General features: G+C 68.1%; 19 protein-coding genes. 14 read left to right on the top strand and 5 right to left on the bottom strand.

The features are described from left to right. Positions 1 to 8: 8 nt before the first annotated feature. Positions 9 to 1,511 carry an amidase gene (locus tag ACWPOC_RS17060; RefSeq protein WP_455408997.1) on the top strand — a complete coding sequence of 501 codons (1,503 nt, stop codon included), beginning with the start codon at positions 9 to 11 and terminating at the stop codon, positions 1,509 to 1,511. A gap of 13 nt (positions 1,512 to 1,524) precedes the next feature. Here ACWPOC_RS17060 and ACWPOC_RS17055 read toward each other — a convergent pair whose 3' ends face one another. Genes ACWPOC_RS17055 through ACWPOC_RS17040 form a run of 4 tightly spaced genes read right to left on the bottom strand, consistent with a single transcriptional unit; the run spans position 1,525 to position 5,655 of the window. Continuing rightward, on the bottom strand, positions 1,525 to 2,067 hold the full coding sequence (locus tag ACWPOC_RS17055; protein ID WP_455408996.1) for a GNAT family N-acetyltransferase: 543 nt from the start codon (positions 2,065 to 2,067) through the stop codon (positions 1,525 to 1,527). After that, complete coding sequence (locus tag ACWPOC_RS17050; RefSeq protein WP_120279771.1) at positions 2,064 to 3,311, bottom strand: glycosyltransferase family 4 protein; 1,248 nt, start codon at positions 3,309 to 3,311, stop codon at positions 2,064 to 2,066. Before ACWPOC_RS17050 ends, ACWPOC_RS17055 begins: the two co-directional genes overlap by 4 nt. Next, the gene (locus tag ACWPOC_RS17045; protein ID WP_120279770.1) at positions 3,308 to 4,828 is read right to left on the bottom strand and encodes a 1,4-alpha-glucan branching protein domain-containing protein; all 1,521 of its coding nucleotides are present in this window, start codon (positions 4,826 to 4,828) and stop codon (positions 3,308 to 3,310) included. Before ACWPOC_RS17045 ends, ACWPOC_RS17050 begins: the two co-directional genes overlap by 4 nt. 26 nt (positions 4,829 to 4,854) lie before the next feature. Further along, positions 4,855 to 5,655, bottom strand: a complete 801-nt coding sequence (locus ACWPOC_RS17040) for a class I SAM-dependent methyltransferase (protein ID WP_120279769.1) — start codon at positions 5,653 to 5,655, stop codon at positions 4,855 to 4,857. 223 nt (positions 5,656 to 5,878) lie between these two features. On the opposite strand from ACWPOC_RS17040, the gene ACWPOC_RS17035 reads away from it, so the two are divergent. From ACWPOC_RS17035 to ligA, 8 genes are all read left to right on the top strand, one after another. Further along, entirely contained in the window at positions 5,879 to 6,664 is a 786-nt protein-coding gene (locus ACWPOC_RS17035; protein WP_019288406.1) for an electron transfer flavoprotein subunit beta/FixA family protein, read from the top strand. 45 nt (positions 6,665 to 6,709) lie between these two features. Then, positions 6,710 to 7,666 (top strand): electron transfer flavoprotein subunit alpha/FixB family protein, encoded by a 957-nt coding sequence (locus ACWPOC_RS17030; protein ID WP_006554564.1) that lies wholly within the window; start codon positions 6,710 to 6,712, stop codon positions 7,664 to 7,666. A gap of 148 nt (positions 7,667 to 7,814) precedes the next feature. Further along, positions 7,815 to 8,645, top strand: coding sequence for a GNAT family N-acetyltransferase (locus tag ACWPOC_RS17025; RefSeq protein ID WP_120279768.1), 831 nt, complete (start codon positions 7,815 to 7,817; stop codon positions 8,643 to 8,645). Positions 8,646 to 8,677: 32 nt separating this feature from the next. Then, positions 8,678 to 9,532: a lysophospholipid acyltransferase family protein gene (locus tag ACWPOC_RS17020; protein WP_455408995.1), complete on the top strand. Its 855-nt coding sequence runs from the start codon at positions 8,678 to 8,680 to the stop codon at positions 9,530 to 9,532. Between the two features lie 57 nt (positions 9,533 to 9,589). Then, complete coding sequence (locus tag ACWPOC_RS17015; RefSeq protein WP_120279767.1) at positions 9,590 to 10,825, top strand: cysteine desulfurase family protein; 1,236 nt, start codon at positions 9,590 to 9,592, stop codon at positions 10,823 to 10,825. Further along, positions 10,822 to 11,901: a tRNA 2-thiouridine(34) synthase MnmA gene (mnmA, locus tag ACWPOC_RS17010; RefSeq protein ID WP_120279766.1), complete on the top strand. Its 1,080-nt coding sequence runs from the start codon at positions 10,822 to 10,824 to the stop codon at positions 11,899 to 11,901. Before ACWPOC_RS17015 ends, mnmA begins: the two co-directional genes overlap by 4 nt. Next, positions 11,898 to 12,923 (top strand): methionine synthase, encoded by a 1,026-nt coding sequence (locus ACWPOC_RS17005; RefSeq protein ID WP_120279765.1) that lies wholly within the window; start codon positions 11,898 to 11,900, stop codon positions 12,921 to 12,923. The genes mnmA and ACWPOC_RS17005 overlap by 4 nt, the downstream gene beginning before the upstream one ends. A gap of 37 nt (positions 12,924 to 12,960) precedes the next feature. Then, complete coding sequence (gene ligA, locus ACWPOC_RS17000) at positions 12,961 to 15,069, top strand: NAD-dependent DNA ligase LigA (RefSeq protein ID WP_159417951.1); 2,109 nt, start codon at positions 12,961 to 12,963, stop codon at positions 15,067 to 15,069. Positions 15,070 to 15,106: 37 nt separating this feature from the next. Here the strand turns inward: ligA and ACWPOC_RS16995 are convergent, their stop codons facing one another. Beyond that, on the bottom strand, positions 15,107 to 15,748 hold the full coding sequence (locus ACWPOC_RS16995) for a hypothetical protein (RefSeq protein WP_120279763.1): 642 nt from the start codon (positions 15,746 to 15,748) through the stop codon (positions 15,107 to 15,109). 219 nt (positions 15,749 to 15,967) lie between these two features. Between ACWPOC_RS16995 and ACWPOC_RS16990 the strand changes: the two genes are divergently transcribed. The 5 genes from ACWPOC_RS16990 (at position 15,968) to ACWPOC_RS16970 (ending at position 24,276) form a co-directional block, all read left to right on the top strand. Further along, positions 15,968 to 17,203, top strand: a complete 1,236-nt coding sequence (locus ACWPOC_RS16990) for a metal-dependent hydrolase family protein (RefSeq protein ID WP_372473362.1) — start codon at positions 15,968 to 15,970, stop codon at positions 17,201 to 17,203. 58 nt (positions 17,204 to 17,261) lie between these two features. After that, the gene (locus ACWPOC_RS16985) at positions 17,262 to 18,137 is read left to right on the top strand and encodes a hypothetical protein (protein ID WP_120279761.1); all 876 of its coding nucleotides are present in this window, start codon (positions 17,262 to 17,264) and stop codon (positions 18,135 to 18,137) included. 3 nt (positions 18,138 to 18,140) lie between these two features. Further along, entirely contained in the window at positions 18,141 to 20,126 is a 1,986-nt protein-coding gene (locus ACWPOC_RS16980; protein WP_120279760.1) for a YhgE/Pip domain-containing protein, read from the top strand. A gap of 69 nt (positions 20,127 to 20,195) precedes the next feature. After that, positions 20,196 to 21,575: a glutamate decarboxylase gene (locus tag ACWPOC_RS16975; protein WP_225623580.1), complete on the top strand. Its 1,380-nt coding sequence runs from the start codon at positions 20,196 to 20,198 to the stop codon at positions 21,573 to 21,575. A 226-nt stretch (positions 21,576 to 21,801) separates the two neighbouring features. Next, positions 21,802 to 24,276, top strand: coding sequence for a LuxR C-terminal-related transcriptional regulator (locus tag ACWPOC_RS16970; RefSeq protein WP_455408994.1), 2,475 nt, complete (start codon positions 21,802 to 21,804; stop codon positions 24,274 to 24,276). Positions 24,277 to 24,289: the final 13 nt, after the last annotated feature.

Raw genomic sequence — 24,289 nt, 5'->3', positions numbered from 1 at the left:
GGACAGCAATGGAGTACTCGGAGTATCGGAGTCACGACGCGACCGGCCTCGCCGAACTCGTCGCGACGGGGCAGGTGTCGGCGAGCGAACTGCTCGAGACCGCGATCGCGCGGCTCGACACGGTCGAACCGACACTGAACACCGTCGTCCGCAGGCTCGACGACAAGGCCCGTGTCCGGGCACGCGAACCGCTCGACGGTCCGTTCGCCGGGGTGCCGTTCCTGCTCAAGGATCTGGGGCAGGATCTGGCCGGTGAGCCGACCTCCTGCGGTTCCCGCGTCCTCGCGGACCTGCCGATGGACGAGAACTCGGTGATCGTCGACCGGTGGCTCGGAGCGGGCCTGGTCCCGTTCGCCAAGACCAACACCCCCGAGTTCGGGGCGAAGGGCATCACCGAACCCGAGGCCTTCGGGACCACCCGCAACCCGTGGGATCCGTCGGTGACGCCGGGCGGGTCGTCGGGTGGTTCCGCTGCCGCGGTCGCGGCCGGGGTCGTCCCGGCCGCCGGAGCGAGCGACGGAGGCGGCTCCATCCGCATTCCCGCCGCCTGCTGCGGGCTCCTCGGGCTCAAGCCCGGTCGCGGACTCGTGCCCACCGGTATGCGCGGCGGGGAACCGCTGCACGGGGCGGCCACCAACGGGGTGATCTGCCGGACGGTGCGCGACGCCGCTGCCTTCCTCGACGTCATGGCGGGTCCGTATGCGGGTGGGCCGTATCTCGTCGAGCGTGCGCAGTCGTACGCGGAGGCCGCGCGCTCGGCGCCGAAGCGGTTGCGGATCGGATACGAGACCGCGTCACCGATCGGGACGCCGGTCGACCCGGAGGCGGAGGCCGCGGTCGATGCTGCCGTCGCGGTGCTCGAGGAACTCGGCCATCACGTCGAACCCGCCTCGACGGGTATCGACGAACGGCGTCTCGCCGAGGACTTCCTCACGATGTGGTTCGCCACGGCCGCCGCGGAGGTCGCCGAGGCCTGCCGCCTCACCGGGGCACGACCGGAGGACTTCGAGTTCGACACCCGCATCATCGCCGCCGTGGGCAAGTCGACCTCGGCGTCGGACTACATTGCGGCCCACGCCCGCTGGGCCGAGTACGCGAGCGGTCTCGCGCAATTCCACGAACGCTACGATCTGCTGCTCACGCCGACACTCGCCTTCCCGCCCTCGCGCATCGGCGAACTCGACACGCCCCGCTGGATGCGGCGCGCCGGCGAGGCGCTCCTGCGGACCCGCACCGCATGGATCGCGACCCGGGCCGGTTTCATCGACCGGGTGGTGGACGACAATCTGGGTCGCACCCCCTACACGCAGCTGGCCAATATCACCGGACGACCGGCGATCTCGGTGCCGTTGCACTGGACGGCGTCCGGTCTGCCGCTCGGGGTGCAGTTCGTCGGCCCGCTCGGTGGGGAGGGCGTGCTTCTCGCGCTCGCCGGCGAACTCGAACAGGCCCGGCCGTGGTTCGATCGGCAGCCGCCGCTCGCTCCGGCCGAGTTGTCCGCTGCGTCGTGAGCCGAAGGTCGACTCAGGAGCGGCGCAGAGGCTTCCGGTACACGACCGTCTCACATGGAACCGCAAGAGCCGGAACGAGTTCCGGATGGCGTGTATCGAGCGGCGCGGGGTCCTCCGGGACGTACCCGAGCCGGGTGTAGAGCCGGTCGAGGAACACCTTCGACCCGTGCGAGGTGTCGCGCGGGCGGATCACCTCGAGTTGCATCGCCTCGAAACCCCGCTCGGCGAACTCCGCCTCGACCGTGTCGATCAGGAGGCGGCCGACGCCGGTGCCGCGGACCTTCGGGTCGGAGGCGAGCATCCCGAACTCGGCCGTCGTCGCGTCGACCGGAGTCACGCGGATGCAGCCGACCACCCGGCGGTGCGAGCGGGCGATGCGGATGCTGCCCTCCCGCGCGTACCGGGTGATCTCGTCCGTGTCGGTCCGTGTGGTGCCCGGTACCCACATGCCGTCCTCGGCCACGGCGTAGACGGCGTTGAGCAGTTCGGTGACGGCGACGATGTCGGATTCGTGCGGCTCGAGGCGCTCGACCTGGACCGTGTGCTGCTCGTTCATCCGCGATCCGGAAGGGGGCGTTGGGGGATTGCGGGGCGTGCGAGTGGGTGACGCACCCGCCGCTTCGCCGACGAGTAGACCTGCGCTGTCTCCTCGGCGACGCGGCGCCAGTCGAAGTCGTCGGTCAGTCGTGCTCGGGCGGCCCGCGCACGTACCTGCGCGGCCTCGGGATCGTCGAGGGTCTCCCGGACGGCCGAGACGAGTCCGGCCACGTCGCCGGGCCGGAACGACAGTCCGGTCACGCCGTCGACCACGGCTTCACCTAGACCACCGGCGGTGGAGGCGATGAGCGGGGTACCCGCCGCCGCGGCCTCGAGGGCGATGATGCCGAACGGCTCGTACCGGCTCGGCAGCACGATCGCGTCGGCGCCGTGCAGCCAGCCGAGCAGTTCGGTGTGGTCGAGGTTGCCGAGGAAACTCACCGAGCGCGCGACGCGGTGCACGCGTGCCTGCTCGCGCAGCCACTCGAACTGGGTGCCCTCACCGGCGACCACAAGGGTCGTGCCGGGATGCGAGCGGCGGATGCGGGGGAGCGCGGCGATCGCGTCCTGCACACCCTTCTCGTATTCGAGGCGACCGACGTACAGCAGTCGTGCCGGCCCGGGACGCGGTTCGCGTTCGCGGTACGACCAGGTGGTGATGTCGATGCCGTTGCGGATCACCGAGATCTCCGGCAGATCCGGACCGTACAACTCGGTGACCTCGTCGTGCATCGACGCCGAACACGTGATGAGACGGTCGGATTCGTTGGCGAGCCACCACTCGACGGAATGCACCTGCCGGTTGATCCGGCCCGACAGCCAGCCGCTGTGGCGACCGGCCTCGGTCGCGTGCAGGGTCGACACGAGCGGCACGTCGAAGTACTCGGCCAGCGCGATCGCCGGGTGGGCGACGAGCCAGTCGTGGGCGTGGACGACGTCCGGATACCAACCCTCGCCGATACCGCCACGGCTCAGTCCGATCCCGGCGCGGACCATCGCGTGGCCCATCGCCAAGGTCCAGGCGATCATGTCTTCGCCGAAGTCGAAGTGGGGTGCGTCCTCCGCGACCGCGACTACGAGCACGCCGTCGGCGATGTGGCTGATCGTGGGGTGGGTCGAGGCATCGGTTCCGGTCGGGCGACGTGACAGCACCACCACTTCGTTGCCTGCCGCGGCGAGTTCGGTGGCGAGGTGGTGGACGTGTCTGCCCAGGCCGCCGACGACGACGGGTGGGTACTCCCATGAGACGAGCAGGATCTTCATCGCGGGCCTCCGTGGCGTCCGGGCAGTCGTCGGGCGTCGAGTCCTGGGAAGAGATTGTCGGCGCGGTTCCATCCGTCGGCCAGACGCTGTGCCGTCTCGGTGCGTCCGGAATCCACCGCCTCGGCGATCTCACGCAGGGCGTGGGCGTGTTTGTGCGCGCGGTCGCGGGCGTAGGCGGCGGCGGTGTCCTTGCTGACCATGAACGCCCAGTCGCTGGAGACCGTCAGCAGCGCTTCGCGCACCATCTGGTCGTGCACGCGGTTGCGGAGCGCGACCGACGACGTGCTCTGCTCGCGGGACTTGTCGATGCTGTCGAGGGTCGTGCGCACCACTTCGTCGTTGAGACGCACGAGATCGGCGACCTGGTCGCCGGCCCAGACCCGCCAGTCCTTGCCCGACCCCCACGACGAGTTCTCGAGATCGACGGAGGCACCGACGTATCCGCGGTCGCGCGCATCGGCGAGGGTACCCACCTCGATGCCGGCCTCGGGAAGAGCGCGGAGCAGTCGTTCGAGGAAGATCGGGCCCTCGAACCACCAGTGGCCGAACAGTTCCGTGTCGAAGGCCGCGACGACGAGTGCGTCCCGGCCGATGCGGTCGGATTCGCTGCGCAGTCGCTGCCGGACGGTCTCGACGAAGTCGGCGACGTGCCGGTCGACGGCCTGTGACGCGAGTTCGGGGTCGTATGGGGCCTTCTCGTGGGAGGGCACCGTGCGGCCCGTGACGCGGGACGGCTTGAGTCCGGTGTCGTGGCAGTAGGTGTGGAAGTCGCGGTAGGCGGAGTGGCCGGGATAGCCGGACTTCGGCGACCACACGCGATACGAGACTTGCAGGTCGCGGCCGAAACATACGACGTCCGAGTCGCGGACCGTGCGGCCGAGCGAGGTGTCGCCGCGCAGCGCGGGACCGTCGACCATGAAGTGCTCGACTCCCGCTGCGGCGTAACCCTTCTCCATGCCCGGGGTGTAACCGCATTCCGGACCCCAGATGCCGCGCGGGCGATGGTTCCAGCGGGCGTGCGCGTCGGCGAGACCCTCGGACAGGGAGAAGGCGCGCAGTCGCGGGTCGAGGAGGGGCTGGAACGGATGGGCGAGGGGGCCACCGAGCAGTTCGATCGCGTCGGCGTCGATCAGTTGTCGCACGACGGGGGATCCGCCGTGGCGCCAATGGGTTTCGAAGTCCTCCAGTGCGGCAGTGGCGGCGCGGTGCTCGCGGGCGCCGAGCGCGCGGTAGGACTCCTCCCGCATGCCGGCGGCCTCGTGCGCGCGCAGCTGCCAGTTGCCGAGCCAGTGGTGCATTCCGGCGAGGCAGTGCGGGTCGTCGAGTTGCGCGGCCAGTACCGGGGTGATGCCGAGTGTGAGCATCCGGGTCCGGCCTTCGGCGGCGAGCCGCCGCAGGACGTCGGTGACGGGCAGATAGGTCGCTGCCCACGACTGGTAGAGCCATTCCTCGCCGACTGGCCACCGGCCGTGATGGGCGAGCCACGGGAGGTGGGAGTGGAGGACGAGCGCGAACATGCCGGGTTCGCGAGATGATGCGGCACTCACGGAGCGGTGTCCTTCGCTGCGGGGTCCTTCACGGCGATCGCGACGAGATCGAGGCTGGCGTCGATGTTCTCGGGGACGATGGTGAAGTCGTCGGTGGAGACCATGGCGACGTCGGCGGTGAGATCGTCCGGCCACGGTTGTCCGGCGAGGGCGCGTTCGATCTGGGCATCGATGAACGATCCGCCGTGCTTGGCATCGAGTGCGCGCAGCGTGGGGCCGTGGTGCACGCCGGTCATGAGTTCGACGCGGAAGCCGGCGTCCTCGAGAAGTTCGGTCAGTTCGGCAGCGTTCAGCTCACGGGTGTGGAAGGGGTTGAGCGGGGTGTCGCGGCCGGGGGAGAAGGTGATGCGGTTGGGAGTGCTGATCAGCAACTCGCCGCCGGGAGTGAGAACGCGGTGACACTCGCGTAGGAACTGTGTCTGATCCCACAGATGCTCGATCACCTGGAAGTTCACGACCGTATCGACCGATTCGTCCTCGAGGGGAAGTTCGGCGAGATTTCCGTGCCGGATGTCCACGCGGGGGTAGCGCGCGCGGATGTGTGCGACGGCGCTCTCGTCGTAGTCGAGGCCGATCACGCGCGTCGCCACGTCGGCGATCATGTCGGCTCCGTAGCCTTCGCCGGCACCGGCCTCGAGCACGGTCCGGTTCTCACAACGGGAGAGAAAGTGCTGGTAGACGACCTCGTGACGTCGGAACCAATAGTTCTCCTCGGCGATGCCGGGGACCGTCCGTTCGCCGGTGAGGGGGAGGGTGTGCGCGTCATCGGCGCGGGCGGGGGTGTCGCTCACCGCCACGACATTAGACCTCTCCCCGGAGGGGTGGTCTCCGGTGTTCCAGATCACAGGTTTCGTCGTCCTTTCGTACGGCTATGGTGAACCGGGAATCCCGTCAAGTTACTGGCTGGTAACTTAGCGGCTGATAATCTATCGCACACGCCGTGCGAAAGACACGAGTGCTCGGTTCAGGCAGCGCCTTGCCGACCAAAGGCAGCTACACACAGGAGGTCGACGCAGACCCATGACGAACATCGTCGTTTTGATCAAGCAGGTCCCCGACACGTGGTCCGAGCGCAAGCTCAGCGACGGCGACTACACGCTCGACCGTGAGGCCGCCGACGCCGTGCTCGACGAGATCAACGAGCGCGCCGTCGAGGAAGCTCTGCTCATCAAGGAGCGCGACGGCGGCGAGGTCACCGTTCTGACCGCCGGCCCGGACCGCGCCACCGACGCCATCCGCAAGGCGCTGTCCATGGGCGCCGACAAGGCGATCCACCTCAACGATCCCGCCATGCACGGCTCCGACTCGATCCAGACCGCGTACGCGATCGCCGCTGCACTCGGCCAGATCGAGGGTGTCGAGCTGGTCATCGCCGGTAACGAGGCCACCGACGGTCGCGTGGGCGCCGTGCCCGCGATCATCGCCGAGTACCTGGGCCTGCCCCACCTGACGCACCTGCGCAAGCTCACGATCGCGGACGGCAAGGCCTCCGGCGAGCGCGAGACCGACGAGGGCGTCTTCGGCATCGAGGCTCCGCTCCCCGCCATCGTCTCGGTCACCGAGAAGATCAACGAGCCCCGCTTCCCCTCCTTCAAGGGCATCATGGCCGCCAAGAAGAAGGAAGTTCAGACCCTCACCCTCGCCGATATCGGTCTCGATCCCGAGATCTTCGGTGTTGCGAACGCTGCGTCCACCGTCACCGGTGTGACCCCGAAGCCCCCGCGCACCGCGGGTGAGCGCGTCACCGACGAGGGCGACGGCGGCAGCAAGATCGCTCAGTACCTGGTCGGCCAGAAGATCATCTGATCGCGCCCCGCGACAACATCTGACATATCTAGGAGAGAAGTAGTAATGGCAGAAGTACTCGTGCTCGTCGAGCATGCCGAGGGCGCGCTCAAGAAGGTCAGCACCGAACTCATCACCGCCGCGCGTGTGCTCGGCGAGCCCTCCGCCGTCGTCGCAGGTGCCCCCGGCACCGCCGACGCGCTGCAGGACGCCCTCGCCGCCGCCGGTGCGGTCAAGGTCTACGCCGCCGAGTCCGAAGACGTCGACAACTACCTGGTGACCCCGAAGGTCGACGTCCTCGCGTCGCTCGTCGAGTCCACCAGCCCCGCCGCCGTCATCACCGCCGCGTCCGTCGAGGGCAAGGAGGTGTCGGGCCGCCTCGCCGCCCGCATCGGCTCCGGTCTGCTCGTCGATGTCGTCGACGTCAAGGCCGACGGCTCCGCCGTGCACTCGATCTTCGGTGGCGCGTTCACCGTCGACGCCAAGGCCAACGGTGAGGTCCCCGTGATCTCCATCCGCCCGGGTGCCATCGAGGCCAAGCCCGAGGCTGCCGCCGCCGAGCGCGTGGCCGTCGAGGTTCCGGCCCAGGAAGAGAACGCCGTGAAGATCGTCTCGCGCGATCCGATCGTCGGCGGCGACCGTCCGGAGCTGACCGAGGCGTCGATCGTCGTCTCCGGTGGCCGCGGTGTCGGTTCGGCCGACAAGTTCTCCGTCGTCGAGGAGCTCGCCGACTCGCTCGGTGCCGCCGTCGGTGCTTCCCGCGCCGCCGTCGACTCGGGCTACTACCCGGGCCAGTTCCAGGTCGGTCAGACCGGTAAGACGGTCTCCCCGCAGCTGTACGTCGCGCTCGGCATCTCCGGCGCCATCCAGCACCGCGCCGGCATGCAGACGTCGAAGACCATCGTCGCCGTCAACAAGGACGAAGAGGCTCCGATCTTCGAGATCGCGGACTACGGCGTCGTCGGCGACCTGTTCAACGTCGCTCCGCAGCTGACCGAAGAGGTCAAGAAGCACAAGGGCTGATCCGCTCCGGCAGATCGATCCCTGCGCGGCCCCGCTCCTTCGAAAGGAGCGGGGCCGCGTGCATTCTGCGGGAGTGTTCATCGGCGATGCATCGCCGCGACACCCCGTCGCCGCCGACGCGCCTCCCACGGTCGTTACACCTTGGGGCATGACCACATCGCCGGTGCTGTACCGCCCGAGTGGATTCACCGCTCCCGTCCTGTCCGGCCCCCGCTACTCCCTCGTCGTGTCGACCGAAGCGTCGGATCGCCTGGCTGCGCAACGTCTTCGGTACCGGGTCTTCTCCGGTGAACCCGGCTTCCGGATCCCCGATGCGGGGGACGGATCCGACGCCGACCGGTTCGACGAGTTCTGCGACCACGTGCTGGTGCGCGATCGGGTCACCGACGACGTCGTCGGCTGTTACCGGATGCTGCCGCCCGAAGCCGCCCGCGAGGCCGGTGGGTACTACACCGCCACCGAATTCGATCTCTCCGCACTCGACCCACACGGGCGCGGCCTGGTGGAGATGGGCAGGGCCTGCGTCGATCCCGCTCACCGTTCCGGGTCGGTCCTGACCCTGATGTGGGCCGGCATCCTGCACTATCTCGAGGCGACCGGACACAACGAGGTCGTCGGATGCGTCTCGGTGCCCATGCGCACGACGCCCGACGAACCCGAGGCATCGAACGTCCGGGCCGTGCGCGACCTGCTGCTCGAACGACACGCCGTCGAACCCGCAGCGCGGGTCCGACCGCTGAATCCCGTGATGGTCGACGGCCACCCGCTCGACGAGATCGTTCCGTTGCCGCGCCCGGTCGTCCCACCGCTCCTGCGCGGATACCTGCGGCTCGGTGCCCGGATCTGTGGTGAACCGGCCCACGACCCGGACTTCGGGGTAGCCGACTTCGTCGCGGTCCTCGCCGTGGACCGGGCGGACACCCGTTATCTCGCCCGCCTGCGCGCGGCCGCCGAGCGTGCCGAGCGGGGGTCGTGGTGACTCGGGCCGGTACGACACCGGTGCACGCGTGGATGCCGTCGAGTCCGTGCGGGATCCGGTGCCTGCCGGACAGGACGGACCGTGTGGGTCTGCCGACGGTGTGGTTGCGCATCGCGATCGTCACGGTCGTGCTGATGATGGTGCCGCTCCTGCCGGCCGGGCGGATGATTCCCGCGACGTGTCGGGAGAGCGCGGTGCGCCGCAGTGCGCGCGTGTTGTTGTGGTGCGTAGGCATCCGTCCGACGATCGACGACCGGCATGACCGGCGGGCGCACGCAGGGGGCGTGCTCGTCGTTGCGCCGCACGTCTCGTGGACGGATGTCCTCGTCCTCACCGCGGTCGCTCCCGCGGAGTTCGTCGCACGAGCGGATCTGCTCGACTGGGGTCTGCTGGGCGCACTCGCACGCCGGATGCGTGTCATCACCATCGAACGGGAACGATTGCGACTGCTGCCCGACGTGATCGAGCGAGTTCACACCCGCCTGGTGGAGGGTGGACGCGTCGCGGTCTTCCCCGAGGGCACGACCCGATGCGGCCGGTCCCACGGCGGTTTCCGCCCCGCACTGCTGCAGGCGGCCGTGGACGCGCAGTGCCCCGTCCAGCCCGTGGGCCTGCGATACGGCGAGCGCGGGGGAGAGCTCACCGCCGTGCCGGCCTTCGTCGGCGACGAGACGATAGGTTCCTCGATCCGGCGGATGATCCGGAACCGCGGTGTCGTCGTCGAAGTCGTGCTCGCTCCGCTCGAACATCCGGGTCGGGACCGGCACGATCTCGCAGCCCGATGCGCCCGCGCGGTCCGTGACGAGCGCCCGGTCGAGGCCGTGACGTTCCTGCCGGTCGGCGGCTCACCGGTCGGTGGAGCGGCACGGACGGTGGACGCCGCCTGACGGGCGACCCCCTGAGCGCGGCGGGCACCTGCGCCGACCCGCTATCCTGGATCGGTCATGACCTCGCCCGCCGCCGGTCCCTCCGGTACCTCCACGACCGTCTACCTCGATCACGCCGCGACGACGCCGATGCTTCCTGCGGCCGTCGAGGCGATGACGTCGGTCCTCACCACCGTCGGAAACGCATCCTCCCTGCACGGATCGGGGCGCGCAGCGCGCCGGCGCGTCGAGGAATCGCGGGAGTCGATTGCGGCCGCCCTCGGCGCCCGACCCTCCGAGGTGATCTTCGTCTCCGGTGGCACCGAGGGCGACAATCTGGCCGTCAAGGGCATCTATTGGGGACGCCGCGCCCAGGACCCCCGGCGTCGCCGGATCCTCGCGAGTGCGGTCGAACACCACGCCGTGCTCGACGCCGTCGAATGGCTCGTCGAGCACGAGGACGCCCAAGTGACGTGGCTGCCGGTGGACGGGTCCGGCCGCGTCGATCCCACCACGCTCCGCGAGGAACTCTCGCGCCACGCCGACGAGGTCGCCCTCGTGTCCGTGATGTGGGCGAACAACGAGGTCGGCACCGTCATGCCGATCACCGAACTCGCTGCGGTCGCCGCCGAGTTCGACGTCCCGATGCACAGCGACGCCGTGCAGGCGGTCGCGCATCTCCCGGTCGACTTCACCGCGAGCGGACTGGCGGCACTGACCCTGGCCGCTCACAAGTTCGGTGGTCCGCAGGGAGCGGGAGCGCTGCTGCTCGGCAGGCAGGTACCGTGCGTGCCGCTCGCCCACGGTGGGGGCCACGAACGCGACGTGCGGTCCGGGACGCAGGACACCGCGTCCATCGTGGCGATGGCCGCCGCGCTGCGCGAGGTCACCTCGGATCTGCCCGGCCGCACCGCCGAACTCGCGCACCTGCGCGATCTTCTCGTCGCGGGTGTCGAGGCGGCGATCCCCGACGCGATCCTCAACGGTCCTCGCGAGGCCGGACGACTGCCCAACAACGCGCACTTCACGTTCCCCGGATGCGAAGGGGATTCGCTGCTGATGTTGCTCGACGCGGCCGGTATCGAATGCTCGACCGGTTCGGCGTGCACCGCCGGGGTCGCGCGGGCGAGTCACGTACTCGTCGCGATGGGGGCGGACCCGATCACGGCACGCGGTTCGCTCCGATTCTCGTTGGGGCACACCACAACCCGCAGTGACATCGACAAACTGATCGAAACTCTCCCTTCCGTGGTGGACAGGGCTCGCGCCGCCGGACTGGCGAGCGCCGGTGGACGAGGAGGTGACCGGAGATGAGGATTCTTGCGGCAATGAGCGGCGGTGTGGACTCGGCGGTCGCCGCCGCCCGTATGGTCGAGGCCGGACACGACGTCGTGGGAGTGCATCTCGCGTTGTCGACCGCGCCGGGCACACTGCGCACCGGCTCGCGCGGATGCTGCTCGAAGGAGGACGCCGGCGACGCCCGCCGAGCCGCCGACGTGCTCGGAATTCCCTTCTACGTCTGGGATTTCGCAGACCGCTTCAAGGAGGACGTGATCGACGACTTCGTCGCGTCCTACGCCGCCGGCGAGACCCCGAACCCGTGCCTGCGCTGCAACGAGAAGATCAAGTTCTCGGCGCTCGCCGACCGTGCCGTCGCGCTCGGCTTCGACGCCGTCGCCACCGGTCACTACGCGCAATTGAACGACGGGGTGCTGCGTCGCGCCGTCGACGCCGACAAGGACCAGTCGTACGTGCTCGCCGTGCTCACCGCGGAGCAGTTGTCGCGCGCGGTGTTCCCCGTCGGCGACACCCCCAAGAGCCGGATCCGCGAGGAGGCCGCCGAACGCGGACTCGCGGTGGCGAACAAGCCCGACAGTCACGACATCTGCTTCATCCCGTCGGGCGACACCCGCGCCTTCCTCGGGGCCCGGATCGGTGTGCGTCCCGGCGCCGTCGTGGACGACCGTTCGGGTGAGGTGCTCGCGCAGCACGAGGGCGTGCACGGTTTCACCATCGGCCAGCGCAAGGGACTCGGTATCGCCGGGCCCGGGCCGGACGGCCGCCCCCGCTACGTCACCGCGATCGAACCGGAGAGCGGCACCGTCCGGGTCGGCAGCGCCGAACAGTTGAAGGTCGAGTCGATCCGGGCCGAACGCGCCGTGTGGACATCCGGCACCGCTCCTGTCGGACCGATCGAGTGCGTCGTCCAGGTCCGCGCCCACGGTGGCCTGGCCCCGGCCGTCGCCGAAGCGGTGGGTCCGGGCATCGAGATCTCGCTGCGCGAACCGCTCACCGGTGTCGCCGCCGGTCAGGCCGCCGTGCTGTACCGGCCCGACGCCGCGGGCGACATCGTCCTCGGCAGCGGCACCATCACGGCAGGGGACCGGTGACCGCACCTGCCACCGGCCGCGAGGTGTGGTCCGGTCTCGCGACAGGCATCGGTTCGTGGCCCGGGACGGACCCGCGTGAGGCCGCGGCGGTCGTCGTCGGCGAACTCATGGATCTGCCCCACCTCGTCGAACTGCCGGCACGCGGCCTCGGTGCCGACATGATCGGGCGGGTCAGCGCCCTGCTCGTCGACATGTACCTCGACACCTCGACCACCGGCTACCGCCTCGTGTCGCGACGCGGCGGCGTGGCCGCCCGGGCGCGCGACCTGCTCGCCCAGGACCTCGACGCGCTCGAAGAGGCCTGGGAACGCGCCGGACCGGCCGCCGACCGTCCCGTGAAGGTGCAGGCCGCCGGGCCGCTGACCCTCGCCGCTCACGTCGAACTCGCCACCGGACGACGGGTGCTCACCGACCGTGGCGCCGTCCGCGACCTGGCCGAATCGCTCGCGGAGGGCCTGGCCCGACACGCCGCCGAGATCACCCGCCGGCTCGGGGTGCGCGTCGTCGCGCAACTCGACGAACCGTCGCTGCCGGACGTGCTCGCCGGGACGCTGAAGGGCCGGACCGTCCTCGAGACCGTCCCTGCCGTGCCGGACCCGGAAGCGCTGGACGTGCTCGACACGACGATCCGGGGCACCGGGCTCTCCGTCGCGGTGCACTGCTGCGCGGGCACCTTCCCGGCCGACTTCCTGCGACGCAGCGCTGCCGACGCCGTGGCCTTCGACGTCGGACGCGTGCGACGCTCCGAACTCGACGGACTCGGCGAATTGTTCGACTCCGGCACGGTCCCGATCCTGGGGATCGTGCCCGCCACCGCATCGGCCTCGACGGGCTGGCGCGAGTACGCGGCACCGGCCGTCGAACTGATCGACCGGCTCGGCTTCCCCCGGAAGGTGCTGCAATCGGTGGCGGTGAGCCCGGTCTGCGGGCTGGCCTCGGCCTCCACGGAGGGAGCACGGACCGCTCTGCGTTCGCTGCGCGACGTCGCGTCGGCCTTCGCCGAGGAAGCCGACACGCTCTGAGTATTCCGGTCGGTCCCCTCGACTAGGCTTGCAGGCTGTGAGTGAACCGACGGACGCACCCATCACCGCTCCTCCGGAGGCGCGTGAGCGCTGGCAGGATCTCGCCGAACAGGTGCGCGAGCATCAGTTCCGCTACTACGTGCGCGACGCCCCCATCATCTCCGACGGTCAGTTCGACGCGCTCCTCGGCGAACTGCAGGCACTCGAGGAGCAGTACACCGAACTCCGCACGCCGGATTCGCCCACCCAGCTGGTCGGCGGCGGCTTCGCCACCGAGTTCGGTGCCGTCGAGCATCTCGAACGCATGCTCAGCCTCGACAACGTCTTCGACGAGGACGAACTGCGCGCGTGGCTCTCGCGCGCCGAGGCCGAGACCGGCACCCACCCCGACTATCTGTGCGAGGTGAAGATCGACGGCGTGGCGCTCAGCCTCGTCTACGAGAACGGCAAACTCGTCCGCGCGGCCACCCGCGGCGACGGGCGTACCGGGGAGGACGTCACCCTCAACGCCCGCACGATCGACGACGTTCCCGAAAAGCTCACCGGCACCGGCGAATACCCGATTCCGACATTGCTCGAAGTGCGTGGCGAGGTGTTCTTCCGGCTCGAGGACTTCCAGACTCTCAACGCCGGGCTGGTGGCCGAGGGCAAGCCGCCCTTCGCGAATCCCCGCAATTCCGCCGCCGGTTCCCTCCGGCAGAAGAACCCGGCCGTCACCGCGCGCCGGCGTCTGCGCATGTACTGCCACGGCTACGGCCGCATGGAGGGCTTCCAACCCCGCTCGCAATCCGACGCCTACGCGGCCTTCGCGGCCTGGGGCCTGCCCGTCTCCCCGCACACCGTTCGCGTGCAGGGCGCCGAGGCGGTCGTCGAGCGGATGCGCTACTGGGGCGAACACCGCCACGACATCGAACACGAGATCGACGGCCTGGTGGTCAAGATCGACGACATGGGGCTGCACCGCCGTCTCGGTGCCACGTCCCGCGCCCCGCGGTGGGCGATCGCCTACAAGTACCCGCCGGAGGAGGTCACCACCAAGCTCCTCGACATCCGCGTCAGCGTCGGGCGCACCGGACGCGTGACCCCCTTCGCCTACATGGAGCCGGTCACCGTCGCCGGGTCCACCGTCTCGCTGGCGACGCTGCACAACGCGTCCGAGGTGGCGCGCAAGGGCGTGCTCATCGGCGACACCGTGGTCATCCGCAAGGCCGGCGACGTGATCCCGGAAGTGCTCGGCCCGGTCGTCGACCTGCGCGACGGTTCCGAGTACGCCTTCGAGATGCCCACGCAGTGCCCCGAATGCGGTACCACCCTCGCCCCGGCGAAGGAGGGCGACGTCGACCTGCGCTGCCCCAACTCGCGGTCGTGCCCGGCGCAGTTGCGCGAGCGGGTCTTCCACGTCGCGGGCAGGGGAGCGTTCGACATCGAAGCGCTCGGCTACGAGGCGGCCACGGCACTGCTCGAGGGGAAGATCATCGTCGACGAGGGCGACCTGTTCTCCCTCACGACGGAAGATCTCGAACGTATCCCGTTCTTCCGCACCACCAAGGGTGTGCTGTCGAAGAACGGCGAACGCCTGCTGCAGAACCTCGACAAGGCGAAGGAACAGCCGCTCTGGCGCGTGCTCGTCGCCCTGTCGATCCGGCACGTCGGACCTACCGCTGCGCGTGCGCTGGCCACCGAGTTCGGCAGCCTCGACCGGATCCGGGCCGCGTCCGTCGACGAGCTCGCGGCCGTCGAGGGCGTCGGACCGACGATCGCCGCGGCGGTGACCGACTGGTTCACCGTCGACTGGCACGTCGCCATCGTCGACAAGTGGGCGGCAGCCGGCGTGCGGATGGCCGACGAACGCGACGAATCCATTCCACGAACCCTCGAAGGACTGTCGATCGTGGTCACGGGCACGCTCGCGGGATTCTCCCGCGACCAGGCCAAGGAGGCAGTCCTCGCGCGCGGAGGCAAGGCGGCCGGATCGGTGTCGAAGAAGACGGCTTTCGTCGTCATCGGCGACAACCCGGGTTCGAAGGCCGACAAGGCCGCCGATCTCGGAGTACCCGTGCTCGACGAGGACGGTTTCCGTATCCTGCTCGACGAGGGACCGGACGCTGCTCGCGCCTATCTCGAAGGGCGCGAAGGGGAGAACTGAGACGCTTTCCGCCGGCAGGTGCCCTGTCGGCGGATTCTCAGGTGGCCGTTGCGGATTCGGTTTCCTCGGCGCTGCGCCTGCCGAGGAACACCGCCGCGGCGAGCAGGAAGCAGATCGCCCCGACGAATGTGCCGACGTTGGCCAGGCTCGGGTCGAGAGTGTTTCCGTCGTCGAGGACGAACGAACCGACGGCGGAGACCCCGAAGGCGATCGATCCGAGCATGTTCAGCCACCCGCTGATCCAGTCCTTCGAGCCCGGCGCCCAATGCGAGCCGGACCGCCAGAGGATCGCGCACGCGATAGCGCTCGACACCAGGAAGCACAGGGACCCTTCGAGATTGGGGTTCCACACCAGGTGCATCTCACCCTTGACGGTGTGGGCGTGCAGGGCTGCTCCCGTGCTGACGTTGAACAACAGTGTCCCGATGAACTGGATCAGCGACGCGAGCCAGTCGGCGCGGATCGCCGGGTTGCCCTTGTCGGAGACGGTGGCCGGCCCGCTGAGCATCAACTGGACGAATGCTGCACCCGTGAAGAACCAGGAACCCACGAAGAACGAAGTATTTGCACCGGCGGTGCCGAGAAGCGTTGCAATTCCGGGTGCCGAACCCAATGCGAACAGGGCGGCCCCGATGGCGAATCCCCAGGACTGCATGCGCAATGTCGGGTGAATCAGCATTGGCGCAGTATAAGTCGGAGATCGGAAATTTGTGCGTTTTCGGAAAAAGCTATCCGATCGGATAGGTGCTGTTCAGAATGTTTTTTCGAAAAAGGGTGAACGGGTGGGGTGAATTGGTTCGGGATCCTTTCGGTTGGTCGGAAGTCGTGTTCGATGCGCGTTAGCGTCCCAGCCATGACGGAAACCGGCAAGTCCCCTCATCGAATTCTTTTTCGTAATGTGCGAGTTTTCGACGGAATTTCCGGAGAGCTCGTCACCGGCGACGTACTGATCGACGGAGACCGCATCGTCGCCGTATCCGAATCGCCGATCGGCGACGAACCCGGCCGCGAAACCGACGTGATCGACGGCGGCGGACGGGTCCTCATGCCCGGCATGTCCGACGCGCACGTCCACCTCGTCGGCAACGCGAACTCCTACATCGACATGGTGATGGGCAGCGAAGCACACATCGCGCTCAACGGCCTCGCCGAGGCCCGCAACATGCTGCTGCGCGGCTTCACCGCCGTCCGCGACATGGCCGGCGACACCGGCAGCATCAAATCGGTGATCGACCGGGGACTGTTCGACGGACCCCGCATCTACCCGTCCCAGGCCGCGATCTCGCAGACCTCCGGGCACGGCGACTTCGGCTTCGTCTACGAATGCCCCACCGCCCTCGGCGGAAATCAGGCCCGGGCCGAACAGATCGGCTTCATGCGGGTCGCCGACGGTGAGGACCGGGTCCTCGCAGCCGTGCGCGAGCAACTCAAGAAGGGTGCATCGCAGATCAAACTGATGGTCGGCGGCGGAGCGGCGTCCATGTACGACCCGCTGTACACCGTCCAGTTCATCGACAGGGAACTGCGGGCCGCGGTCCAGGCCGCATCCGACTACGGCACCTACGTGGCCACCCACGTCTACAACGTCACCGGCATCCGCCGCGCGGTCGCGGCCGGGGTGAAGTCGATCGAGCACGGCCATCTCGCCGACGAGGAGACCGTCGCACTGCTCGCGGAGAAGGAGGTGTGGTTGTCGATGCAGCCCTTCGCGCTCGGCGACCACCACTATCCCGATCCGGATCGTGCGGAGAAGGACAAGCAGATCTGCACCGGCACCGACCAGGTCTACGAGTGGGCACAGAAGCACGGTGTGAAGACGGCCTGGGGAACCGATCTGCTGCTCGAACCGCAGATCGCGCCGCGCCAGAGCGAGATGGCCGCGCGGCTCGGCGACCACTACAGCAACCTCGACGCGCTGAGGATGCTCACCTCCGGCAACGCCGAACTGTTCCGGCTCGCAGGCGAACGCGATCCCTACCGTCAGGCCCGATGGGGTGTGATCGACAAGGGCGCCTGGGCGGACGTGCTCCTCGTCGACGGCAACCCGCTCGAGGATCTGAGTCTGATCGCCGATCCGGCAAAGAACCTGTCGGTCATCGTGAAGAACGGTCACGTCGTCAAGAACAGCCTGTGACCGTGGCGGCGCATCGGACACGGCACCACGCCCCACTCGCTCGGCGCAAGGACGGTCGGTGACTCATTACGGACAGCACAGCGACGCAGAGGCATGGGACGAGTTGTCGGACGAGCAACTCGAGGATCCTTTCGTCGCGGACGGAAACTACGGCGGAACACCGGTGGGCGCAGCCGAACCGGATGATCTCGAGACTCCGCCGTACGGCACTCCGGTCGTGCAGCGGGCAACCGCACGGCAGACGCCGGGCACACTCGTGTCGGCGCGCGGGATCGAACTCCACGGACCGTGGGGTCATGTCTTCGGCCCCCTCGACCTGGACCTCGACGCCGGGGGAGTGACGGTTCTGGCCGCGCAGGCCGGTGCTGCGCGGACCGCTCTGCTCATGGCTCTGTGCGGACGGATGCGACTGACCCGAGGATCGCTGACGGTTCTCGGCGAGGACAGACCGCAGAAGATCATCGCGCGGTCGGCGATCGCCTGCATGAACGAACTCGACGAGGTACGCCCATCGGTCACCGTGCGCGATCTCGTCACCGAGCAGAAGCGGTGGGATTCCCCCTGGTACCGGTTCGTTCCGCGGGTCCGTGAGGACGGTGTCGCCGAGATGTGCGAGGAGATCTTCGGCGACGTACCGCTGCCACCGCTCGAGGCGTTCGTCGACGATCTTCCCGAACTCCAACAGTTGCTCCTGCGGATCTCGGTGGCGAACACCCGGCGTCCCCCATTGCTGGTGGTCGGCCGGATCGATCGGATCGCCGACGACGTCGAGCGTGCCACCCTGCTCGACCGGCTCGTCGCACTCGGCGAGAACCAGTCGGTGATCATCGGCGACGTGAACCCCGTCGAACCCGGTGTCCGGGTGCGAGCCGTGGTGGACATGCACGATCTGCTCGGACCCGGTGACATCGGCGTCCTGACGAAGAGGAAGTGACGAGTGCTCGCAGGCGTCTCTCTCGGTAGCGACTCGAAGCGATATTTCCGCGGCACGATGCCGCGCATCGCGATCGCGACGATCATTCTCATGCCATTGCTGTACGGCGCCATGTACCTGTGGGCCTTCTGGAACCCGTTCGGTGCGGTGAACAAGATTCCCGCGGCGATCGTCAACAACGACACCGGTCGTTCGTCGACGGGGGAACAGGTCGACGCCGGCGATCAGGTCGTGAAGTCCCTCATCGCATCCGGCCAGCTCGATCTGGCGGAGGTGTCGGAAGAGGACGCCGTCGCGGGTCTGGCCGACGGAAAGTACTACTACACCATCACGATTCCGGAGAATTTCACCGAAGCGGTCGAATCCCCCAACGGCGACAACCCGGAGAAGGCGAATCTGGTCTTCACTTTCAACGATGCGAACAACTATCTCGCGACGATCATCGGGCAGGACGCGTCCGAACAGGTGATCGGACAGGTGAACTCCACGATCGGTGCCCAAGGTGTCGGGACCGTGCTCACCGGTCTCGAGAGCGCAGGCTCGGGTCTGAAGCAGGCCGCCGACGGTGCCGGGCAGCTCGCCGACGGCATCGACACGGCCAAGAGCGGCGCGGACCAGCTCGCCTCGGGATCGCAGGAGCTCGCGACGAACATGGTCACGGCGCGAGACGGGTCGGCGCAGCTCGCCGCCGGCGCGAACGAACTCGCGACCGCGATCGACGGCGTGGCGGGTCCGCTGCTCAGCGCGCTCGACAGCGGTGCCCTCTCGGGTGTCGCCGGACAGGCGGCGGAGCTGCGGGCCTCGCTCGACGCCCTCGAATCGCGGGTACCGCAGACCACGCAGTCGACGGTGAACCAGGCCGTACAGCAGGTCGTCGACATCCTGAACCGGAGCTCCGATCCGGTCGTGCAGCAGGCGATCACCGCGTTGACACCGCTGACGGCGCAACAGGCGGCCTCCGATGCCGACGCCCTACGCGCTGAGATCGTGCGTCTGCAGGCAGACGCCGAACAACTCGAGTATCAACTCGGCAACCCGAACAGTCCGCTGCAGGGAGCCCTGGCGACGTTGTCGAACGGGGGACTGGCGGCGGAGGTGAACCGACTCCGCAGCGGTGTCGACGAACTGAGCTCCGGTGCCGCCACGCTGAACTCCGGTCTCGTCCAACTCACCGACGGCAGTGTCCAGTTGGCCGACGGAGCAGGAGAGCTGTCCTCGGGGATGGTCGAGTTGCAGTCGGGTTCGCAAGAACTCGCGCAGGCCTTGAGCCAGGGTGCCACCCAGGTGCCGAGCTGGACGGACGAACAACGCACCGCCACCGCCGAGACGTTGTCGACTCCGGTTGCTCTGCAACAGAACTACACGAACGAGGCACCCACCTTCGGTACCGGTTTCGCCCCGTTCTTCCTGTCGCTCGCCCTGTTCGTCGGCGGCATCATCACCTGGATGCTGCTCACCCCGTTGCAGTCGCGGCCCACCGTCGCGGGACTCGGTGCCTACCGCACGGTCCTCGCGTCGTACTGGCCGGCTCTGCTGGTGGGCATCCTGCAGGTGGTCGTGATGTACACGGTCGTCCATTTCGGCGTCGGACTGGACGTGAAGCACGTGGTGGGGACGATCTTGTTCCTGATGTTGATCTCCGCGACGTATCTGGCCATGATCCAGGCATTCAACGCGATCTTCGGCGTCGCCGTCGGTCGGGTGGTGACCTTGGCCTTCCTGATGCTGCAACTGGTCTCGGCCGGCGGTATCTACCCCGTGCCGACCACCGCGAAGCCGTTCCAGTACATCCACCCGTTCGACCCGATGACCTACACCGTCAACGGTCTGCGGCAGCTCACCGTCGCCGAGAACATCGATTCGCGATTGTGGACCGCAATCGCTGTCCTGGCCGGAATCCTGCTCGTATCGTTGACCCTGAGTGCCCTGTCGGTCCGGCGCAACCGCCGCTACACGATGGAGAGGCTGTACCCGCCGATCGAGGTGTGAGGACCGCCCGAATACCCCGACGTCCACCGGATCGGACGAGTGTTCGATGCGCGAAAAATGGAGGTAGCCATGTCAGATCCCACCGCTCCGAGCGAGACACTCGCACCCGCCTACACGGGCCGGCTCGGTACCGACCCGATTCCCGCTCTGAGACTCCCGAAGTCGGAAACCGAACCCGAAGCGGCGTACCGGTTCATCCACGACGAGCTGATGCTCGACGGCAGCTCACGGCTCAACCTGGCCACCTTCGTCACCACGTGGATGGATCCGCAGGCCGATCGCCTGATGGCGGAGACGTTCGACAAGAACATGATCGACAAGGACGAGTACCCGGCGACGGCGGAGATCGAGACCCGGTGCGTCAACATGGTGGCGGCACTGTTCCACGCCGAGGATCTGTCTCCCTCCGATCCCGCGTCGGCGACGGGTGTCTCGACGGTCGGATCGTCCGAGGCCGTGATGCTGGCCGGTCTCGCTCTCAAGTGGCGCTGGCGTCAGGCACGGCAGGCGGCCGGCAAGGATGCGACCAAACCGAACCTCGTGCTCGGCAGCAATGTTCAGGTGGTATGGGAGAAGTTCTGCCGCTACTTCGATGTCGAACCGAAGTACCTGCCGATGGAGCCCGGCCGCTACGTCATCACCCCGGAACAGGTCCGCGACGCGGTCGATGAGAACACCATCGGGGTGGTCGCGATCCTCGGCACGACCTTCACCGGTGAACTCGAACCCGTCGCGGAGATCGCGGCGGTGCTCGACGAACTCGCCGGTTCCGGTGGTCCCGATGTGCCCCTGCACGTCGACGCCGCCAGCGGTGGATTCGTCGTCCCGTTCCTCCATCCGGAACTCGAATGGGACTTCCGAGTACCGCGCGTGGTATCCATCAACGTCAGTGGCCACAAGTACGGCATGACCTATCCGGGCATCGGCTTCGTGGTGTGGCGGTCGAAGGAACACCTGCCCGAGGATCTGGTCTTCCGGGTCAACTACCTCGGCGGCGACATGCCGACCTTCACCCTGAACTTCTCGCGCTCGGGTAATCAGGTGGTCGGGCAGTACTACAACTTCATCCGTCTCGGCGTCGCCGGGTACACCCAGATCATGGAGTCCCTCCGCGACACCGCACTGATGTTGTCGCAGATGATCTCCGAGATCGACGACATGGAGATCATCACCGACGGCTCGGCGATCCCGGTGCTGTCCTTCCGGGTGGTGGGAGATCCGGGATACACGGTCTTCGACATCTCCCACGAACTGCGGGCCCGCGGATTCCAGGTTCCCGCCTACACGATGCCGGCCGACGCCGAGGACATTGCGGTGTTGCGCATCGTGCTCCGTGAGGGATTCAGTCGCGATCTCGCGTACAAGCTCGGCAAGGACATCGCCGAGGTCGTCGAATATCTCCGTAAGGGGGTCGGCCGCGGCCACACCGACCAGGCATTCGCACACTGAACGATGTCACGGCGGGGGAGAAGCTCACCGAGTTTCTCCCCCGCCGGCGTGAAAACCGTTCGTGGACCGCGTGAACGGAGGTGCGGAATTACTCCGGTGTGATTCTCGACGCGTGAACGGAATTCCGGTGAAACCCGTCATTTCACCTGCAGGCTGCTAATATCTGCACATATCTGTGAGTCCGTTTCGGGGACGATGCTGCCCGGATGCGAAAGGGATAGTGGACGTGCCGAGAACGATGCCCTTGTCTCGTCGCCGATTGTTCTCCGTTCTGTCTGCACATTCCGAACTCGTCGTGCTCGTCGGTGGTCCCTTCTCGGGCAAGACGACACTCGTCAACACGTGGCTGGCGACCGACCCGTGTCCCGAGATGGTGCCCGTCGTGGTTCCCGAACCCGCGCACGATGTCACACCCGAGACGTACTGGGCGACGGTGGCGTCGTCGCTGTGCAACTCCCTCGGAATCGACGAACCCGTTGCAGCGGAACGCTCCTTCGACACGGTGTGTTCGGTACTGGTCCGGCACGCCCGACCGGTGATGTTCGTGCTCGACGGCGTCCGGTCGGTCGAGTCGATCGAGGACCGGGTCGGGCAGTTGCTGCAACTCGGTCCGCAGGTGCGGGTCGTGGCCACCAGCAGAGCTGCGGGATCGTGGACCGAACATGTCGACGGACACCCGCGCAGGACGATCGTCGGCGCCGACGACCTGGCGTTCACCGTGGACGAGACCGCTGCACTGTGTCGCCTCTTCGGACTCGCACGCGACGAACGCACCATCGAGTGGATCATCCGCCGGACCGAAGGATCAGCCGCGTTCGTCGCGGCGGTGTGCGCGACGTTGCGCGCCGAGAAGCCGCACCGGGCCTACGGCGCCGACGCCCTCGTCGACTCGGCAGTAGATCTCGTCGTCATGCATGTGGTGGCGGCGGAGTCCTCACCGGCACTGTCCTCCCGCTCGGTCCTCGTCTCCGCCGCACCGAACACGGTGACCCGGACGTCGATCTCGGCCCTACCGCACATCTCCGACAGCGACGCCTTCCTTGCCGCACTGGTCGAATCGGGACTGATCGAGGCCTGCTCGGCGGACGACGGCTCGACGGACGACGAGACCGGTTGGTGCTATCCCGAGGTCGTCCGAAGGTCACTCCTGCGGGTGGGCAACGCGGAATACCCGGACGAGTTGTGGGATGCGCAGTCGGCTCTCATCGACCACTGGCTGCAGCGCGCGCGTCCGGACATCGCCCTCGAACATGCCGTGGAGCGGCGCGACTGGCAGTGCGCGATCGGCATCGTCGAGAAGAACTGGGTGGCACTCTACGGGAGCGGATCACTCCGCTCCCTGGGGGTCGTGCTGCTCGAGTTGCTCCCCGACGACATGACGGCCGACGATCGCACCGTCGCATCGCTGCGAACGATCACCCGTGCCCGGAACGGCTCGGAAGAGCCGAGGGAGTGGACATTCCCGCAGTCCTTCGAAGCGGTCCTCCGCCTCGGAAGTCTCCGGATGCAGGGTTCCTACGACGAGGCGATGGAGGTGTGCGACGGCCTGGCCACCGAACCCGTGCCGGATTTCGAGACGCTCGACACCGCGACCCGGCACGCCCACGGACTGAGGTACCTCAACTTCGGCACCGTCTACCTCCTCGGCGGACGCACCACCGATGCCGGAACGATGCTGCGCCACGCCCACACGGCGGGGCGAGGGGTGTTCGTCGAGCGGGAGGCCGCAGGCAAACTCGCGCTCCTCGAAGCGCTCCGGGGCCGGACGCACGAGGCCACCCGGTGGATCGAGGAGGAACGCCGGCATCCGCCGATCCTGGGAGAGGCCGAGGTCCTCGTCCGTACGGCGGGTCTGGCCGCCGCCGCGCTCGTGGCACTCGACCGGCTCGACACCGGCACGGCCTTCCGCGCGCTCTCCGAGCTCGGCACGCCCCGCCACACGGAAGAGCTGTGGGCGTCCGTCCTGTACGCGCGCGGTCGACTGGCGTTGCTGAGTGGTGTGCCCGCCGACGGCCTGCTGTACATAGATTCGGAGTTGCAGCACTTCTCCCATCGCCTCATCGGTATCTCCGCGCTGTTGGTCGATGCCGCGCGTGCCGATCTGCACCTCGCGCTCGGGGAGGCCGGCGCGGCGCGCGAGTTGCTCGCCGGGTCGACGCATCCCCTCACGGCTCCGGCCCGTGCGCGATTGCGGCTGCTCGGCGGTGATCCCGGAGGTGCCGAGGTGATCGTGCATCGCGGGGATGCGGCCCGTGAGCACTGTCCGGCCGTCGGTGCGGAACTCGCCCTGATCGGCTCGGTGGCGGCGCTGCGACTCGGTCGCCGCACCGACGCGCGACGGCATCTCCAGCGGGCCGTGGTGCTGGCGGAACATGCAGGAGTGACGCGGCCGTTCGTCGGTGTCCCACCGTCGGCCGTGCGCGACATCCTGTCCCTGGGTGTCGAACTGCCGATCGATCTCGACTCGGCGATGGCCGAGTACGGCATCTTCCGCGAGATCCGTGTCGTCGTACGGCTGACTCCGCGCGAGCGCGCGGTCCTCGACGCATTGCTCGCCGGCGGGACGGCGAGCACGATCGCCAAGGAACAGTTCGTCACCCTCAACACCGTCAAGACCCAGTTGCGTTCCCTCTACCGGAAACTGGGCGTGCATTCGCGTGAGGAAGCGATCGCGCAGGCACGCAGGCTCGTCGTCGGCTGAATCCTGTCCCAGA

The sequence above is a fragment of the Rhodococcus sp. 5G237 genome (genome assembly GCF_053764735.1).
The sequence above is the reverse complement of the archived record's forward strand: the minus strand, read 5'-3'. Positions and strand labels throughout refer to the sequence as shown.

Bases quoted from the DNA above. Each gene is read 5' to 3' on its own strand.
- ACWPOC_RS16975 (WP_225623580.1), top strand. From the start codon at position 20,196: ATGTCAGATCCCACCGCTCCGAGCGAGACACTCGCACCCGCCTACACG.
- ACWPOC_RS17045 (WP_120279770.1), bottom strand. From the start codon at position 4,828: ATGTTCGCGCTCGTCCTCCACTCCCACCTCCCGTGGCTCGCCCATCAC.
- ACWPOC_RS17055 (WP_455408996.1), bottom strand. From the start codon at position 2,067: ATGAACGAGCAGCACACGGTCCAGGTCGAGCGCCTCGAGCCGCACGAA.
- ACWPOC_RS17050 (WP_120279771.1), bottom strand. From the start codon at position 3,311: ATGAAGATCCTGCTCGTCTCATGGGAGTACCCACCCGTCGTCGTCGGC.
- ACWPOC_RS17025 (WP_120279768.1), top strand. From the start codon at position 7,815: ATGACCACATCGCCGGTGCTGTACCGCCCGAGTGGATTCACCGCTCCC.
- ACWPOC_RS17060 (WP_455408997.1), top strand. From the start codon at position 9: ATGGAGTACTCGGAGTATCGGAGTCACGACGCGACCGGCCTCGCCGAA.
- ACWPOC_RS17030 (WP_006554564.1), top strand. From the start codon at position 6,710: ATGGCAGAAGTACTCGTGCTCGTCGAGCATGCCGAGGGCGCGCTCAAG.
- ACWPOC_RS17015 (WP_120279767.1), top strand. From the start codon at position 9,590: ATGACCTCGCCCGCCGCCGGTCCCTCCGGTACCTCCACGACCGTCTAC.
- ACWPOC_RS17035 (WP_019288406.1), top strand. From the start codon at position 5,879: ATGACGAACATCGTCGTTTTGATCAAGCAGGTCCCCGACACGTGGTCC.
- ACWPOC_RS16995 (WP_120279763.1), bottom strand. From the start codon at position 15,748: ATGCTGATTCACCCGACATTGCGCATGCAGTCCTGGGGATTCGCCATC.
- ACWPOC_RS17020 (WP_455408995.1), top strand. From the start codon at position 8,678: ATGCCGTCGAGTCCGTGCGGGATCCGGTGCCTGCCGGACAGGACGGAC.
- mnmA (WP_120279766.1), top strand. From the start codon at position 10,822: ATGAGGATTCTTGCGGCAATGAGCGGCGGTGTGGACTCGGCGGTCGCC.